We start from the raw sequence: 16,078 nt of genomic DNA, 5'->3' as shown, positions 1-16,078 counted from the left end.
CATGCTTGCAGCAAGCTGCCTAACTTTCAGCCGTCCGACCCGTGTTCTTTTCCTTTCTGCTAATGATATGATTACTCCTCATTTTATCATAAAAAGCGGGCGGATACAGTGTTTGAACAGTCTTATTTTCTTGATGCTGGTAATAGCGGAAAAAAGCTGCGCAAAAAGGCTCTAGGCTGGTCTGAATTTGACAAAAACCATCCTTTGCCTCAGGCGGTCTGACCTGCGGAAAAAAGTCAGCATCCGACTGCACTATCAGACTACGTCCTTGTGAATAAGCCAGTTCCTGCCGGCGCAGCCAGCGCGGATTGCCCGCCATGAGCTGCTTTTGAACCGCCAAGCCAACCTGCTGATGCTGCTTAACCTGATAGGAAAGCAAGTTTTGCCGGCGGTAGGGCAGACGCAAAAAATTCATGATATTGGCAGCAAAGGAGCAAGTCTTAGTCTGATAATGAACCTTGCCAAAAATATCTTCGTAAATCAGATACTTGAGACGCAGGCAATGCCTGTCCAAGTCTAATTCCCACAGATGAAAACCCATATTCTGTGAAAAATAAAGCAGCTGCTTCTGCAAGCTGGACAGACGTTTAGTCAGCCACAGCTTCTTTCCCAGCAGCCACAGCACCTGAAAGCCATTGTTTTGATAGGCCTGCGTCCGCTCACGCAGGCGGTCTTCGGACAGACGTGAACACTGCACTTCCAGCGCCAGCTTTTCATTAACCAAAAGATCCGCAATCTGTCCCAATTGGGGCAGAACCTGCTCCACGGCAACCTGCTCAGTCCTTGATAAAGCCGTATAAAGCTCCGCCTTAAGAGACAGATGCTCTGCCGACTCATTCTCACTGTAAAACCGGCAGTTCTGAAGGCTGACATGGGCAAAGTGCGGCCGCATAACAGAACCGTTCCTAAGACGCACCGCCTCTCCGCAAGCCGGACAGGTAAAGCGCTGTTTAAGAGGAATAGTCTCAGCCAAATTAATCAAATTTCCCTGCTCATCAAACGCTGCTAACATAAACGACCTCCTACCTATTTATACGAAAAATAAATCCGGGACGAGAGCAGCAAGAAAAAGATGAACATAAAAAGACTGATGTTTACTTGGTAAAACGTTCCAGCCTGACAAATTAAAACCATGCTTTTCCCATCAATAAAGGCTGATTCAGATCTTATCAGCCTTTACAATTCAATTTTATTGACGGCAGTTTTTTGCAGAGCTTCTTCATAAGCTTGATAAAAGATTGGCGCCAGTACAGTATTCCTTTTGCCGCTGTCATAGAGGCACTGACAGACAAAAAACAAGTCAGGCAGATTATTATGCAGAGTCATAATCTTTCGACTCAAAATATTTTTGGCGAACATTCGTTTCATGAGCGGTGCAGAAAGCCATATCGGCAGTCGGTAAGGCAGGCAGTCCTGGTGGTAATGGCTCAGGATGACACCCCTGCTCTTCACCATCTTAATGGTCTCTCTAACGGCCCTAACAGCTTGGGAGAGCAGCCGAGTGGAATTCATTAGATTTTCGGCGGCTTGACTGGGATTCTTAAGATCGGCATGAGCAGCTATGGTGGAGATAACACCGGCATTAATGGCCATGTGCAGCCAAATCCACTCCAGCATATCGTAGGGCTTTTCCAGCTGGATCTGACAGCTGGAAAAGAGTTTTTCTAAATCCGTATAGTTGGAAATCCCAGCTTTGTTCTTCTCTTCCAGCATAAAATGATCAAAGACACAGGCAGTCAGCTGCTTGTCAGAAATTCTTCCCCCAGCTACGGGATAGCCCAGAATATAGTCACGTCCTTTCATCAGCTCATCTAAGGAATGCCTATCCTGCCAAATCCCACACGCCAGCAAAATCGTACCGGAAATCTGATTTTCCTGCAAGTAATCGATAGCTTCCCTAATCTTTCCTTCAGGAAGACTGACAAAAATAAAATCATAGGCCTTTTGACTTTGTTTCTGGACATGGTAAAGATCCTGCACATGTGAGCTGGTCTTACGTTTTCTGCCGTCTAAGAGGTCTACATCCAGAGCGGCAAGCTTTGTTCGACTGCTGCTGTCACGAATATAGTGCTCAACCTGATGACCTGCCTTTTCAAATAGATAACCGTAAGTTGCTCCGATAACGCCCAAACCGACGACTAAAACCTTCATGTGCTTTTTATTTCCTTTCTGTAACGTTTTTGCTTATGGTTATACCAGACTAGAACCAACAATAAACTTAAGCTTTGAGCAACAGCCACTCTCACTGCCATCAGTTCATCACTGCCGGATTCTGACAACACATGCAGCAGATTGACGCTGCTGTTATTGATAAAATGCGCCATCATCGCCATATAGAGACTGCCGGTCAGTTTAGTCATGAATGTAAAAGTAAATCCTACTAAAGCAGAGGCTGTGATATACACTATCGTTTGAACAACTGTTTGCACCGGCGTTGTCTCGCCATCAATCAAACTTCTGATAGGAGCCATCACATGCCAAAGGCCAAAAAGGATCGAGGACAAAATAGCGGCCATGATAAAACGATACTTTTCGTCCAGCAACCTTTGAAAAAGCCCGCGAAAGATACCTTCCTCCATAATGACATTAATGATATTGCCAGCTATGCAAAGCAAAAAGAAAATGGGGGCTGACTCTTTTTCAATATTTTTATCTACATTAAAAATACTGACATAGACCTCTAAACCTTGGAATTTCCCTCGGCCAGTCAGAGCAGCAATTTCTGCACCGTAAGCCAAAGCAAAGACAGCAAGGCTAAAAACCAATCCTCCTATGAGATTCTTCCCAATACCTCGTTTAGAAAATCCCTGCTGCCGCAGACTGAAACCACGGCTTTTAGCTGCCCAAAAGAGAATTGCGATCCCGGCTAATTTATGAACAAAAGCCTCACCCCAGACTGTCTGATCGGTCCGCAAGACAAAGTATTCCAAAATACGGCAGGCAAAACAAAGCCCATAAATCATCAGGATAAAAGACCACAGTTTTAATTTAGAGTTAATAACCATAAACCCTCCGCTCTTTTAACGGTGCTGACGTTTTTGAATCAGCTCATTGATTTCCTTTGCTTCCTGATTGAGATCAAAAAGATCCAAAATCTGAGACACGGCATACATGATCAACCCAATCAGAACCAGCATCAGCCACTGATTCCAATTGAAAACAAGTCCCAAAAGGCCGGTCAAGCCCTCTATCACTGCTATATCCAGCAAAGCCTGCCAAAGAAAAGAAGTCAAAGCTAACCGATGTGTTGCTAATATCGTGAGATGAATGAGGATATTTAAAAGGAGTACCTGAAAAACAGAGACCAGATACAGCCAATGCGCTCCTAGACAGAGTGCTACTAAGGCGACCAAAAGCAGCGACAGCCCTGTGGTTGCAAAAATATTGATAGACCATTTTTTCATCTGTCCTCTCCTCCTCTTAACGTTTCCTTGACAGCCTGCAAGTAACTGCGGTTGACAATCAATTTTTCGCCATTATCCAAAGTTGCTTCCATGCGGCTGTTGAAGAGCGGACGCATACTTGCCAGCCGATCGATGTTGAGCAGGCAGCTCTTAGAGATTTGCACAAAACCATACTTTTCCAAATCAGCATTCAGCTGATAGAGGCGCAAATCCGTCTGATAAACCGCATCCGCTAAATAGACAAAAGTCTTTTTATCTACGCTTTCGATATAGTAGATGTCCGAAAGATTGACCAGATGTTCCTCACCATCCAGATAGCATTTGAGCTGCTTATCAACCGACTCTAAAAAACGAAGAATGCGGCTGACCAATTCATCTTTTTGCCTATAAGTAAGCTGAACAGCTGTATCGTTAACGGACGGGTCTTGCTTAATTGTTAATTTCATAGTATCACCTGCCATCCATTATAGCATAGCCGAGAGCAGCAAAAATCCCGCATCAACCAAGATGCAGGATAGAGAGACTGAGATACATTGTTTACGAGTGTAGGAATCTTTCAACATGGGCAGACTGCCTATGCAGAAAACGCAAATTAAGCAGCAAAAGAGGAAAAATCAGGACTGTCAGTGCCAGCAAAAGCAGCCAGTTAAGTGTCTGAGAAAAACAAAACAGGGCAATACTTAAAACAAGTAAGGGAAGCGTCACTACCGCTGTTATACTGCCCGGTACCCAAGTTCGAAAATGGATGGCTTGACCAATATGCGAAAACAGATGAAACGTATGGCCCAATGTAATAGCTAAAACTAGCTCCGGTATCTTGAAAAGAATGCCTACAAGCAGAATCAGACTAGCCGAAACAAATTCTTCCAAAATGAGGGCAGCCATTGTTTCTGCAGAAGGATAATGCGCCCTGCCTGAGACAAATAGCTCATTGGCAAACTTGGGATCCTTCTTTTTCTTAGCAATCCATGGACAGACTAAAATAATCTCTTCAAACTCATGAATCATAAAAAGCGTTATAGCAATAAAAGCGAATAAAGCTGGTGTCATTCTTTTTCTCCCTTGCAATAATGGATTTTTTTATACTGCTTCAGCGTTTTGCCAGTCCACTTTTTAAAAGCACGCAGAAAGGCAGATTTTTCTGAATAACCTACCAAATAAGCAATGTCATCAACTGACATAGATAAATCAAGATAGGAAAAAGTCATAAATTTTTGCATTTGTATAACTTCATCCTTAAAAGTTGTGTGCTCAGCAGCTAATTGACGCTGTAGGGTACGGCTACTGAGACCCAACCTGCTAGCTATTATTGCCAGAGAAAATTGACTGCTGGGAATGGCAGATAACAGTTCTGTCTGAACTGCCTGGGTTAAGCGGCCAGCATGATCAAGCTGAGACAGTTGCTGATTAAGACTTGGTTCCAAATGATACCACATGACATTATTTTCAGTGATAAAAGGTTTTTCAAGATCGGTCTTAGATAACACCAACAGATTTCCGGCAGATTTTTGCGGCAGAATTCCAGCTTCATTTTCAAGAATGCTTCCATAATCATAGGGGGAACTTATCTGGCGAGGAAGAATCAAGGTTCCTGTTCCCGTCCGTAAAAGACTTAACAGAAGCATCTGCTCCTGCAGCAATAACATCCGAGGAAGCGGCAACTGTGATGAAAAATAGGCATAGTTTACAGTAACTTCATCCTTTTTTTCGTGAATCTGTACCTTTACTGGTCCAATCAGGCTTTTATATTTTGAGAAGCGCTGCAGGGCTGTCCAACCATCAGGACTTGATAAAGCTGCAAAAAAGGCCGGTACGAACATCTTAATATTTTCAATCCTGCTCAATGCCAATATAGCTTCATCCGTAATGAGTTTATCCAAAGTCGCCATAAAACGATAATAATCCTGAGCATTATAAACAAGTTCTTCTTGCCATAGCTTGTTGGATAACTGTGCTCTCTGTAAAATCAGCCTAATGTCTATTCCCAATTCTTTCAAGAAGCTCTGAAATTGTTTCGTAATAATAAGTTTCATAGTTCTATTGTCTAAAAATAACAACCTCAAGTCAAACTCTTGACGACCAGCCAATCAAATACCTTGGCAGGCAAGATTGTATGCAGAAAAACAATTACTTTGCCCCCACGACCGACAAGATAGCGCGGTTTTACCCGTTTAGCATTGACGATTTTGATTATCTTTTTTGCTACAATATCAGGTTCAGAAACAAATTGGCCTGTGTACATTCTTTCTATGCTTCTAGAGACCTTTCCCGCTGTTTCTTCATAAGCACCGCCAGCTGCGGAAACTTGTAAATTTTCTGTGGCAATCTGACTCCAAGGTGTCTTAATATTGCCTGGCTCAATAAGAACAACTTCAAGCCCAAATGGCCTTGTTTCCATACGAAGACCATCAGACAAAGCTTCAAGAGCATATTTAGAGGCATGATACCATGATCCCATAATAGTTGTTATACGACCGCCTATTGAGGAGATATTGATAATACGCCCTGATTTCTGAGCTCGCATATAGGGAAGAATCTCCTGAGTCAAACGAGCCAGACCAAAAAGGTTCACTTCAAATTGCTTTCTAGCATCCTCAAGAGAAACATCCTCAACCGCACCATAGACAGCATAACCTGCATTATTAATTAAAATATCAAGCTTCCCTTCTTTTTCAAGAATTGCTTCTGAGACTTGTTTAATCGTCTTCTCATTTGTGAGGTCTAGGTAAATCGGATGAACACCAGCTTGTTTCAGATTTTCCATTTTTTCCAAATGTCTGGCCGCGCCATAAACCTTGTGTCCTTCCTTAGCTAATCTTTTTGCTGTCAGATAGCCAATTCCTGAAGAAGCACCTGTCAGTAAAATCACTTTAGACATCTTTTTCTCCTTTTACAAATGATTATAGACCAATTGACACCTTTCTGTATAGGACAATCAACGACACCTTAACGACAATTAGCGCCCAAAAAATCCCGCATCAACCAAGATGCAGGATAAGGCAACTGAATTACAGGCTTTTCTGTCAACTAAATAGTTAAAACAGTGCAGATGCTGTTTGTGATAAACGTGCAAAATCTTTTAGAATGGGCTATAAGTCCGATATTTCAGCCCCATAAATGCTGTATAAACAGCCATCTGCCTAGCTCTTTTAAGCACAGGAATCGTTTATTTTAATTTATCTGCAAACTTTTTGACAAGCCTTTGTCATAGTAGTATAGTTACTCTGTTGACACAAATAGGAGGTAAAAGATGTTTCTCGCCCTAAAGGAAATGAAGCATGAGAAGGTTCGCTATGGGATGGTTATTGCCATGATTACTCTCATCACCTATCTCATCTTTATCATGACTAGTCTGGCCTTGGGCCTGGCCCATGAAAATACTGCTGCTATTGAGTCTTGGAAAGCCAAAAGTATCCTGCTCAACGATAATGCCAATACGACCTTGCGCCAGTCACTCTTGACCAAGAGTCAGGTAAAGCCTTACAGTAAAGACAAGGATAAGGCTCAAATCGGTGAAACGACTGTGATTGTGACAGCTGATGGTGCGGATAAAAAGTCGGCAACTTTTGTCGGGATTAAACAAGACCAATTCATTGCCCAAGACATGACCATTTCTAAAGGGCGCCTCTTTAAAAGGAATTATGAAGTTGTTGTCGATGATTCTCTGGCTGAAGACGGCTATGAGGTAGGCGACAGCATCAAACTCAACGGCTCTGATAAAACCTTTACCATTGTAGGCTTTACCAAAGGAGCCAAACTCAATATTTCTCCGGTTGTTTACGGACAGCTCACAGACTGGCAAACCCTCAAAGGGACAAAAGATTTTGCGGCCAGCGCCATTGTCTCTAAAGATGCTGACCTCAAGATTGACAAAGATGGCGTCAAATCTTACACGATTGATGCTATGATCCAAAAGCTCCCCGGATATTCGGCACAAAATGAGACCTTTATCTTTATGATTGCTTTCTTGATGGTTATCTCTTTGGTTATCATTTCGGTCTTTCTTTATATCATTACTATCCAGAAGATTAATAATTACGCAGTACTCAGAGCTCAAGGGGTTCCTGCCGGGCGTTTGATGAGCGCCACACTGGCTCAGTCCTTCCTACTGACTGTGGCCGGACTTGTGATTGGTATTGTCCTGACGGTTGCAACTGCCATAGCTATTCCTAACAGTGTCCCTATGACCTTCCAGCTGGATCTCTTGTCTTTGGTGTCGGTCGGTATGATTGTCATGGCTCTGCTGGGATCACTCATTCCGATTCGTATCACCGCTAAAATTGATCCTACAAGCATCATCGGAGGTTAAGCATGGCAGTTTTAACATTAAAACAGATTAATAAATATTTTGGCCAAGACAGTGCCCGTGTTCACGTCCTTAAAGATCTGGATTTCAGTGTTGACAAAGGACAGCTTGTTCTGGTACTGGGACCGTCCGGCTCCGGTAAGAGTACCTTCCTGACCATTGCAGGCGGTCTGCAGACACCGGACAAGGGCAGTATTTCAATCAATAATCAGGATATGCTCAAGCTGACACCCAGGCAGCGAGACAGCCTGCGTCTCAACAAGATCGGCTTTGTCCTGCAAAACTATAGTCTGGTTCCTTATTTGACCGTTATGGAGCAGTTTCAGCTGGTTGATCGCATTAAAAAAGGGGGCAATATCAGCCCAGATGCCCTGATTAAGCTCCTCAAACAGCTTGATATCTACGCGTTAAAAGACAAGTATCCTGACCAGCTCTCCGGCGGTCAGCGCCAGCGCTTAGCCATTGCTCGGGCACTTTACACCCAACCAGAAGTTGTCCTGGCTGATGAGCCGACGGCTGCACTGGACAGTGAACGGGTCAAAGAAGTCGGAAAATTGCTGGCTGATCTGGCTCATCAAGGCGACAAAGCTATCGTTATTGTCACTCATGACAGCCGTCTGCAGGCCTTTGCAGATAATATTTACCATCTCAGCGACGGCGTTCTGGAAAAAGGATAGGAAAAAGCTCTTAGAATGAACTGCACCCCAAAAGTTAGACAGAAAATCTAATGATTGGGGTGCTTTTCTTATGAAATTAAGTTATGAAGATAAACTAAAAATATATGAGCAGAGGCAAAATGGGGTTTCATGGTCCCATCTTAGTCGACAGTATGATATTCAGATTTCCAATCTCACCTACATGGTCAAACTCATGAACAGGCATGGTGTTGAGACGGTTAGAAAGGGTAAGAACACCTACTATCCGCCAGAATTAAAGCGAGAAATGATCGATAAAGTTCTGCTTGAGGGCCAATCACAAGGTCAAGTTTCTCTTGATTATGCTTTGCTAAATCGCGGTATACTTCCCAATTGGATAGCACAATATCAGAAAAATGGCTATACTATTCTTGACAAACCAAGAGGAAGGATACCGAAAATGGTTGACCGGCAGTAAGATATGACATCTGCAGGCGGTAAATTTGTCCGCATGGCTATCAATCCAACTAATATTGTGCCAGTCGGATCAAGATTGAATTAAACAAAAAGCACCTAGCTCTTTTTAACTTGATTTTGTTCTTGTAATACCTGAAAAATGGTAGTTTTCAACGTCTCAATAACGATCTGGCTTTCTTTCGTTGAGCGGTTTTCAACAATGGATTGAATGTTGCACAAGACACAGGCCGCATACATCTCTGCAAGAATGGCTCTGCCGTTGACATGACTGAAAGTCTGCAAAAATTGTTCCTTAAACAAGGTTAAAAGATGGGCTTCTAAGCCAAAGTCTCGGAATTCAGGATCCAGTAAGAGTTTGATGACATCCTTGTGCGGCTGGTAAAGCTGGTTTGAGAGAGTATCAATGACAGTCACAAAGTCTTCCGGTTTCTCAAAGGTCTGCTTCATGTAAGGACGGATCTGTTCAATGATTTCCTCAGAAATAGCATCAATGACCTCTTTCTTATTATCGTAATGGGCATAAAAGGTTGAGCGGCTGCACTGGGCTTCCTTACACACAGCATCAATTGTGATGTCTGAAAAATAATGGCTGGCTAAGCATACCAGCATAGCTTTTTTGATATTTGTTTTTGTTTTGATAATTCTGCGATCCATACTAATTTTTCCTACATTTCGCCTGATTTTGTTCGATAAACGACATATCGCACAAATTGTACTGTATGATAGTGTTACTATTCATTATACTTGTCTTACACCAAAAATGAAAGCAGGCAGTTAAATGAGATTTACAGGCAATAAACAATTTGATTTTCAAATTGAGCGCTTCACCTCTCCTTATATGGAGGATCCGGAGGTTTTAAAAGACCGTCAGACGGTTGGTTCGCACATTTCTGATTTTACAACTTGGCGTCAATGGTGGCAAGGCAGAGCTTATTATTATGAAAAGATGGGAAAACTAAGAATCGCATCCAGCTATTACAAGGCCGCTATGTTTTACCTCACCATGGCAGATAGAGAAAGAGAAGAGCTCTACCAAGGCTTCCTGAGGAACTTTTATGCCAGTTTTACTGATTTCGATTACGACAAAGATCAGGTTCCTTATGAAAAAGGCTTTCTGCCAACCCTTCTCTTGAAAAATCCCAAAGCACATCGCACGCTCTTGGTCTTAGGAGGTTTTGATGGTTTTCTGGAAGAAATCGCTGGCTTCTTTGCTGACATGAAAAACACAGACTATAATATCCTCATTTTCGACGGGCCAGGACAGGGCAACACTATCAGCCAAGGGCTGCACTTTAGTCCAGACTTCCACAAACCTGTCTCAGCCGTTTTGGATTATTTTCATCTAAGCAAGGTTGATGCGCTGGGTCTGTCTTGGGGAGGTCTCCTCGTCATGGAAGCAGCCGCCTTTGAAAAAAGAATTCGTAAGGTCATCGCCATGGACATTTTTTACACCCCCATGGACACCCTCAAAATGAATCTGGGCAAAGCATCTTACTCCAGCCTTTCCTTTCTGCTCAATCTAAGAGCCAGACCGATTGTCAATTTCCTTGTTAACAGGATGGCTGAGAAGGCAATTGATTTAAGATGGGAACTCAACAACGGTTACATGCTGACAGGGGAAACCAATCCTTATGATCTCTTAGTCAACCTCAAACGGCACAATGCCAGCCAATTCCTCCCCCAAGTCACTCAAGACTGTCTGCTGCTGGCTGGGAAAGAGGATCACTATGTTCCCTACACGCGCATCGCCGATATCATGCTGGAGCTGTCAAATGCCCCAAGCATTCAGGCTAATCTTTTTACCAGCGAGAGCGGCGGCGAAGAACACTGCCAATTTGGACGCATGGATTTGGCTTTTAGAGAGATCAAGCATTTTCTTGACCTGACATAAGTACAGTTGCCTTGATCGTCAAAAAGTACATGCTGGCAGACTTTCTCCCCACCGCTGCGTCGAACTGTTATAGTTAAAATAGTTGAAAAGAGGCAGGACTTTCCGCTCTCTTGGTCTTAAAGTCTGCTGGCTGCGGCCTCATCTACAACGACTACAGCATCAGGATGCTTTTGCAGGATGCTAGCCGGCAAATCCTCGGTGATAGGACCATTAACCATACGATTGATTGCGTCAGCCTTTTGCTCACCATAAGCCATAAGGACAATGGTCTTAGACTTCATAATGGAAGCTATCCCCATAGAAATGGCCTGAGTCGGAACATCCTCCGGTTTGTCAAAAAAGCGGCTGTTGGCTTCAATGGTGCTGGGACTTAAGTCCACAACATGGGTGGTACTGTCAAAAGCAGTTCCCGGCTCATTAAAACCAATGTGACCATTGCGGCCAATCCCCAAAATCTGAAAATCGATAGGGTGCTTTGCAATCAGTTCTTCATAGCGCTGGGCTTCCGCCTGTAAATCAGCTGCCATGCCCTTGGGCAGAAAACTGTCCTTAAAAGGTTTAGCGGCAAAGAGATGCTGCTGCATGAAGTAAGCATAGCTTTGAGGATTGTCGGCAGACAGACCAACGTACTCATCCAGGTTGATGCTGGTCAGTTCAGACAGGTCCAGCTGGCTGTTGACGATTTCCCTGTAAAAAGTTGAGGGAGTGCTGCCTGTTGCTAAGCCTAAGGTTTTAGCGCCAGCCGCTAATTTTTCTTTGAGGAGGGCAAAAACAAGCTTTCCCCCTTCTTCTTGATTCTTTACAGTAATGACTTTCATGAAAAATCTCCTTTGGTCTATACCAGTTATCTATCTTTATTATACGGTATAGACCAATTTTTGTCAAGTTCCCATTCTCAGCCAGCCATAAACAATCGAGCCTTGCTTTTCTTCCATTAACAAAAAAACCGAAACAGAACAGTCTCAGTCTTTTAGCATAGCAGGCTGCTTGATTACAGTGAAAAGAGCTGGCCGATAAGATAGGTGGCAAGCATGGTCAAAAGACCGATAGAAACATTGCGGCGCATGGCAGGTCTAATGGGAGCATCTCCCAGACGGGCGCTGACATAGCCGGTAATCAGCAATGCTGCTACCACAACTGCAACCGTTGCAATAATCCGAATGTTTTCTGGAAACAGCATGATAGCTGCTGTCGGAAACAAGGAACCGATGATAAAAGAAATGAAACTTGACACAGCAGCATGCCAGGGGTTGGTAAATTCACCAAATTCAATCCCGTATTTTTCTTCAACCAAGGTCTTAATGGGATTGTTAAGAAAAGCCTTGTTGACCAGAAGCTCTGCTGCCGTCTCGCATTCGCCCTTGATTAGATAAACATTGTAGAGCGATTTTCTGGCAGCAACCGGATCGCTCTTTAACAGCTGCTGCTCGCGAGCAACCGCTGCCTGCTCCGTGTCTTTTTGAGTGCTGACACTGACATATTCTCCACCTGCCATAGAAAAGGCGCCCGCTAAAATAGCTGAAAGACCTGATAGAAAAATAATCCATAAATCAGCTGTTGCACTGGCAACACCAATAACCACACCGGCAATAGAAATGATACCGTCATTAGCTCCCAGTACCCCTGCGCGCAGAATATTCAAGCGCTTTGAAAAATTTTGTTCCTGTTTCATAGATAGCTCCCAACTATTTTGTCTTTAAAATCTGAATCAACTAGAATCTGTCACATTTCCCTTTGATTGCAGATTTTTTATGACTTGTTTATGAACACTATTATTATACCTTGCATTTTAAATCCCTACAAATAAAATTTGCAAGATGACTGAAAATCTATCTCATGTTATAATGGTAAAGCTGAAAAAGTGAATACTAGAGGAATAATATGAATACAACTGACTTTGATTTTGACCTGCCCGAAAATTTAATTGCCCAAACACCGCTCAAACAGCGCGACAGCTCCAAACTGTTGGTCATTGACCATAGGAGCAAGGCCATGAAAGACACCCATTTTGACCATATCATTGATGAGCTCAATCCGGGCGACGCCTTGGTTATGAATGACACCCGTGTGCTTCCTGCCCGGCTGCACGGTGAAAAAGCTGAAACGCACGGTCATGTAGAACTGCTGCTCTTAAAAAACACTCAGGGAGACCAGTGGGAGGTCTTAGCTAAACCCGCTAAACGCCTCAAAGTCGGCAGTCGGATTTCTTTTGGTGACGGCCGTCTAAAAGCTACCATCAAAGAAGAATTGGATCATGGCGGACGTATTGTGGAGTTTTCCTACGATGGTATCTTTTTGGAAGTTTTGGAAAGTCTCGGGGAAATGCCCTTGCCGCCTTATATTCATGAAAAATTAGCGGACCGTGATCGCTACCAGACCGTTTATGCTAAGGAAAACGGCTCTGCTGCTGCACCGACAGCCGGCCTCCATTTCACAGAGGAACTTTTGAACAAAATCGAAGCCAAAGGTGTGAAATTAGTCTACCTGACTCTGCATGTGGGTCTCGGGACTTTCCGGCCTGTTTCCGTTGACAATGTGGATGAGCACCAAATGCACTCTGAATTTTACAGCCTGTCTCCGGAAGCTGCCCAAACGCTAAAAGATGTCAAAGCACAGGGCGGACGCATTGTAGCAGTTGGAACAACTTCTATTCGCACCTTGGAAACCATCGGTAATAAGTTTGCCGGTCAAATTGAAGCCGACTCCGGCTGGACCGATATTTTTATCAAGCCGGGCTACCAATTTAAGATTGTTGATGCCTTTTCAACCAATTTTCATCTGCCCAAATCAACTCTGGTTATGCTGGTTTCAGCCTTTGCCGGACGCGAATTTGTCTTAGACGCCTATCAGCATGCCATTGACCAACACTACCGTTTCTTTAGTTTTGGCGACGCCATGTTTGTCAAATAAAAAATACCTCAAAATGAATTCCTTGCCAAAAGTCCGACTGACAATTGGAAGATTATTCATCTTGAGGATTTTTCTTTTTTATAAAGAAAGACTCTGCTTATCCCAAACCGGCTGTCCGGTATAGTGTTTGACCTCTTCCTGCCCCGTCAAAACACGAAGAGCACCATTGGCCATGGCTGTCATTTCAAATTCACCGGGATAGGTATAAATCGGAGCTATCCAGCCACAATAATCCCTCAGCTGGGCCACAAGATTATCATTATAAACCATACCGCCGCCAAGCAAAACAGCCTGAATATCTCCTTTTAAAACAGCTGCCATCTGGCCGACTGTCTTTGCTATCTGGTAAATCATGCTGTCCCAGACCAGTTTGGCTTGGGAATTGCCAGCCTGTGCTGCTTCGAAGACAGCTTTAGCATCAGATGTCCCAAGCAGGCTCATCAGACCGCCTGTCTTTGTGCATAGTTTTTTTAAGTCGCTGATCTGAGCACCCTTTTCCAACAGTTCGATAACTGAAGCTAAAGATAGACTTCCCGAACGTGTTGGCGCCATCGGTCCTTCACCACCTACAATATCAATGCCATCGATCATTTTCCCTTTTTGGTGGGCAGACACCGAGATGCCGCCACCGATATGGCAGACGATGTAATTGACATCCTGATAGTTTTCTCCTTGCTTCTTAGCGTGCTGCAGGGCTGTTTCTTTCAGGTTGAGCGCATGAAGATGGCTGGTTCGATAAACTCCTCTAACTCCGGTCATTCTGGCTAAATCTTGATATTCATCCGTATCAGGCGGATTGACAACATAGGCCGGACAGGCAGCCTCTTGGGCAAAATAACGTGCCAACTGCGGTCCTAAATTTGCTGGATGCTCAACGCCGTTGGCTCCAGTTTCAGCATCTTGATAGAGCTTGTCATCAATAAGATAAACACCCCCTGCAAGCGGCAGCAGCCCGCCGCCGCGTCCAACCACTGCATCAAAATCGGTCAAAGCAATATTTTCTGCTGCTAAGGTCTTTTCGATCAAAGATTTTCGATAGTCCAGCTGCTGGCTGACATGCTCAAATGCTGCTAATTCTTGACTGTCGTGGCTGACATTTTTTTCAAACATCATTTGGCTGCCCTTGAAACAGGCAATCTTCGTTGAAGTAGAACCTGGATTAATAGCCAAAATGCTATACTCAGTCATCACAATCACCTGCTTCTAATACATGGCACGAACGGCTGTCAAAGCAATATTGCCAACCAATTCAGACACTGGTGCACTGCGTGAACAGTCGCTGATAACCTTATTCATGCCGGTAATCATTGGTCCGTAGGCATCTGCATGAGCAAATTGCTGAACCAGTTTAACTCCGATATTGCCGGCATTTAGGTCTGGATAGATAAGGACATTGGCTTTGCCGGCAACCCTTGATGTGCCGGAAATTTTCTTGCTGGCTGCAGCTGGACTGACAGCCGTATCTAATTGAAATTCACCTTCGATTTGCAAATCGGGGCGTTTTCCTTGTGCAATTCTCACAGCCTCAGTGACCTTATCAACCAGTTCTCCGCTTCCGCTGCCTAAAGTGGAGTAGGAAAGCAGGGCACAGCGCGGCTCCCAATCAAAAAGAGCCTGCACCGCTTCACAAGCAGAAATAGCAATACCGGCTAAATCCTGAGCATCAGGGTTTTGGCAAACAGCAGCATCACCAAAGGCCAGCAACTGTCCCTCCGAACCAGCAAAACCCGGAATATCCATAATTCCACAGCTGGAAACAGTCTTAATGCCTTCTTTTAAGCCAAGGATACTCTGACCGGCCAGAATAATATCGCCGGTCGGATGAGAAATCCCGGCAAAAGCGGCATCAGCCTTGCCAATAGCTGTCAATACCAGCGCATAATACAAAGGATCCACTATACGGCGTTTTAGAGATTTCCCTTTGAAAATGGCGTAAGGATAGTCAGCATACTGACTCATTAAGTCTTCCTGCAGGCTTTCATCTGCTAAATCATAAATATCAAAAAGCGATGCATCAAGTTCGTTTTCTTGGCAGAACTCTTTAATAGCTGCAGGATTTCCTACCAAAAGAGGATGAATGCAGCCTGCCTTAGCCGCTTCAAAAGCTGCCTGCAGCATTTTGCTGTCATCAGCTTCAGGAAAGACCATTCGTGCCGGTCTTTCCTTAGCTTTATGATAAATTTTTTCCATAACGTCCATTGCCATCACCTACATTTCTGCTTCCACCGCTTTCACCAAATCAGCAATTGTTTTGAATTTTGCAGCTTCTGAAATGGGAATCATGACATCCAGTTCATCTTCAATGTTGGCAATGAGACTGACCATCAAAAGCGACGATGCTGCCAGTTCTTCTTTAAAATGAGTGTCTAAAGTCAGCTCGCTTTTGTCCTTGTTAAAAGCTTGTGCTACTAATGCAAGTACTTCTTGTTCCAATTCTGACATCTTATTTCCTCTT

Annotated in this window: 18 protein-coding genes and 1 pseudogene; 5 read left to right on the top strand and 14 right to left on the bottom strand. The window is 43.8% G+C overall.

Annotated features, from left to right (window positions below):
• Positions 1–19: 19 nt before the first annotated feature.
• The 8 genes from BMI76_RS02800 to BMI76_RS02765 all read right to left on the bottom strand — a co-directional run bounded on the left by BMI76_RS02800 (position 20) and on the right by BMI76_RS02765 (position 6,282).
• A complete protein-coding gene (locus BMI76_RS02800; RefSeq protein ID WP_075346088.1) occupies positions 20–1,012 on the bottom strand; it encodes a competence protein CoiA in 993 nt (330 codons plus the stop codon).
• Between the two features lie 164 nt (positions 1,013–1,176).
• Positions 1,177–2,151, bottom strand: coding sequence for a ketopantoate reductase family protein (locus BMI76_RS02795; RefSeq protein WP_075346087.1), 975 nt, complete (start codon positions 2,149–2,151; stop codon positions 1,177–1,179).
• On the bottom strand, positions 2,148–3,005 hold the full coding sequence (locus BMI76_RS02790) for a CPBP family intramembrane glutamic endopeptidase (protein ID WP_075346086.1): 858 nt from the start codon (positions 3,003–3,005) through the stop codon (positions 2,148–2,150). Before BMI76_RS02790 ends, BMI76_RS02795 begins: the two co-directional genes overlap by 4 nt.
• Before the next feature lie 15 nt (positions 3,006–3,020).
• Positions 3,021–3,404, bottom strand: coding sequence for a hypothetical protein (locus BMI76_RS02785; protein ID WP_075346085.1), 384 nt, complete (start codon positions 3,402–3,404; stop codon positions 3,021–3,023).
• Positions 3,401–3,850, bottom strand: coding sequence for a LytTR family DNA-binding domain-containing protein (locus tag BMI76_RS02780; RefSeq protein ID WP_075346084.1), 450 nt, complete (start codon positions 3,848–3,850; stop codon positions 3,401–3,403). The genes BMI76_RS02785 and BMI76_RS02780 overlap by 4 nt, the downstream gene beginning before the upstream one ends.
• 91 nt (positions 3,851–3,941) lie before the next feature.
• Positions 3,942–4,454: an HXXEE domain-containing protein gene (locus BMI76_RS02775; protein WP_075346083.1), complete on the bottom strand. Its 513-nt coding sequence runs from the start codon at positions 4,452–4,454 to the stop codon at positions 3,942–3,944.
• Positions 4,451–5,437, bottom strand: a complete 987-nt coding sequence (locus tag BMI76_RS02770; RefSeq protein WP_075346082.1) for an AraC family transcriptional regulator — start codon at positions 5,435–5,437, stop codon at positions 4,451–4,453. Before BMI76_RS02770 ends, BMI76_RS02775 begins: the two co-directional genes overlap by 4 nt.
• Positions 5,438–5,463: 26 nt before the next feature.
• Complete coding sequence (locus tag BMI76_RS02765; RefSeq protein ID WP_075346081.1) at positions 5,464–6,282, bottom strand: oxidoreductase; 819 nt, start codon at positions 6,280–6,282, stop codon at positions 5,464–5,466.
• A gap of 372 nt (positions 6,283–6,654) precedes the next feature.
• Here BMI76_RS02765 and BMI76_RS02760 point away from each other — a divergent pair, with 372 nt between their 5' ends.
• From BMI76_RS02760 to BMI76_RS10635, 3 genes and pseudogenes are all read left to right on the top strand, one after another.
• Positions 6,655–7,713 carry an ABC transporter permease gene (locus BMI76_RS02760; RefSeq protein ID WP_075346080.1) on the top strand — a complete coding sequence of 353 codons (1,059 nt, stop codon included), beginning with the start codon at positions 6,655–6,657 and terminating at the stop codon, positions 7,711–7,713.
• Between the two features lie 2 nt (positions 7,714–7,715).
• Positions 7,716–8,387, top strand: a complete 672-nt coding sequence (locus BMI76_RS02755; RefSeq protein ID WP_075346079.1) for an ABC transporter ATP-binding protein — start codon at positions 7,716–7,718, stop codon at positions 8,385–8,387.
• Between the two features lie 70 nt (positions 8,388–8,457).
• Positions 8,458–8,808, top strand: a pseudogene (locus BMI76_RS10635) (IS3 family transposase); the annotation flags it as partial.
• 110 nt (positions 8,809–8,918) lie between these two features.
• Here BMI76_RS10635 and BMI76_RS02745 read toward each other — a convergent pair.
• On the bottom strand, positions 8,919–9,476 hold the full coding sequence (locus BMI76_RS02745; protein WP_075346078.1) for a TetR/AcrR family transcriptional regulator: 558 nt from the start codon (positions 9,474–9,476) through the stop codon (positions 8,919–8,921).
• A gap of 124 nt (positions 9,477–9,600) precedes the next feature.
• Between BMI76_RS02745 and BMI76_RS02740 the strand changes: the two genes are divergently transcribed.
• Positions 9,601–10,713, top strand: a complete 1,113-nt coding sequence (locus BMI76_RS02740; protein WP_075346077.1) for an alpha/beta fold hydrolase — start codon at positions 9,601–9,603, stop codon at positions 10,711–10,713.
• Positions 10,714–10,829: 116 nt separating this feature from the next.
• Here the strand turns inward: BMI76_RS02740 and nagB are convergent, their stop codons facing one another.
• Together nagB and BMI76_RS02730 are read right to left on the bottom strand one after the other, a co-directional pair.
• Complete coding sequence (gene nagB, locus BMI76_RS02735) at positions 10,830–11,531, bottom strand: glucosamine-6-phosphate deaminase (RefSeq protein ID WP_075346076.1); 702 nt, start codon at positions 11,529–11,531, stop codon at positions 10,830–10,832.
• Positions 11,532–11,704: 173 nt separating this feature from the next.
• Positions 11,705–12,385 carry a VIT family protein gene (locus BMI76_RS02730; protein WP_075346075.1) on the bottom strand — a complete coding sequence of 227 codons (681 nt, stop codon included), beginning with the start codon at positions 12,383–12,385 and terminating at the stop codon, positions 11,705–11,707.
• 209 nt (positions 12,386–12,594) lie between these two features.
• Between BMI76_RS02730 and queA the strand changes: the two genes are divergently transcribed.
• Positions 12,595–13,623, top strand: coding sequence for a tRNA preQ1(34) S-adenosylmethionine ribosyltransferase-isomerase QueA (gene queA / locus BMI76_RS02725; RefSeq protein WP_075346074.1), 1,029 nt, complete (start codon positions 12,595–12,597; stop codon positions 13,621–13,623).
• A gap of 78 nt (positions 13,624–13,701) precedes the next feature.
• Here queA and buk read toward each other — a convergent pair whose 3' ends face one another.
• The 3 genes from buk to BMI76_RS02710 are packed head-to-tail and all read right to left on the bottom strand — an operon-like array spanning position 13,702 to position 16,065.
• On the bottom strand, positions 13,702–14,811 hold the full coding sequence (gene buk, locus BMI76_RS02720; RefSeq protein WP_075346073.1) for a butyrate kinase: 1,110 nt from the start codon (positions 14,809–14,811) through the stop codon (positions 13,702–13,704).
• A 15-nt stretch (positions 14,812–14,826) separates the two neighbouring features.
• On the bottom strand, positions 14,827–15,822 hold the full coding sequence (locus tag BMI76_RS02715; protein ID WP_075346072.1) for a phosphate acyltransferase: 996 nt from the start codon (positions 15,820–15,822) through the stop codon (positions 14,827–14,829).
• Between the two features lie 9 nt (positions 15,823–15,831).
• Complete coding sequence (locus BMI76_RS02710) at positions 15,832–16,065, bottom strand: acyl carrier protein (protein WP_057490764.1); 234 nt, start codon at positions 16,063–16,065, stop codon at positions 15,832–15,834.
• Between the last annotated feature and the right edge of the window lie 13 nt (positions 16,066–16,078).

The sequence above is a fragment of the Streptococcus sp. 'caviae' genome, from assembly GCF_001937065.1.
GTDB lineage: Bacteria > Bacillota > Bacilli > Lactobacillales > Streptococcaceae > Streptococcus.
The sequence above is the reverse complement of the archived record's forward strand: the minus strand, read 5'-3'. Positions and strand labels throughout refer to the sequence as shown.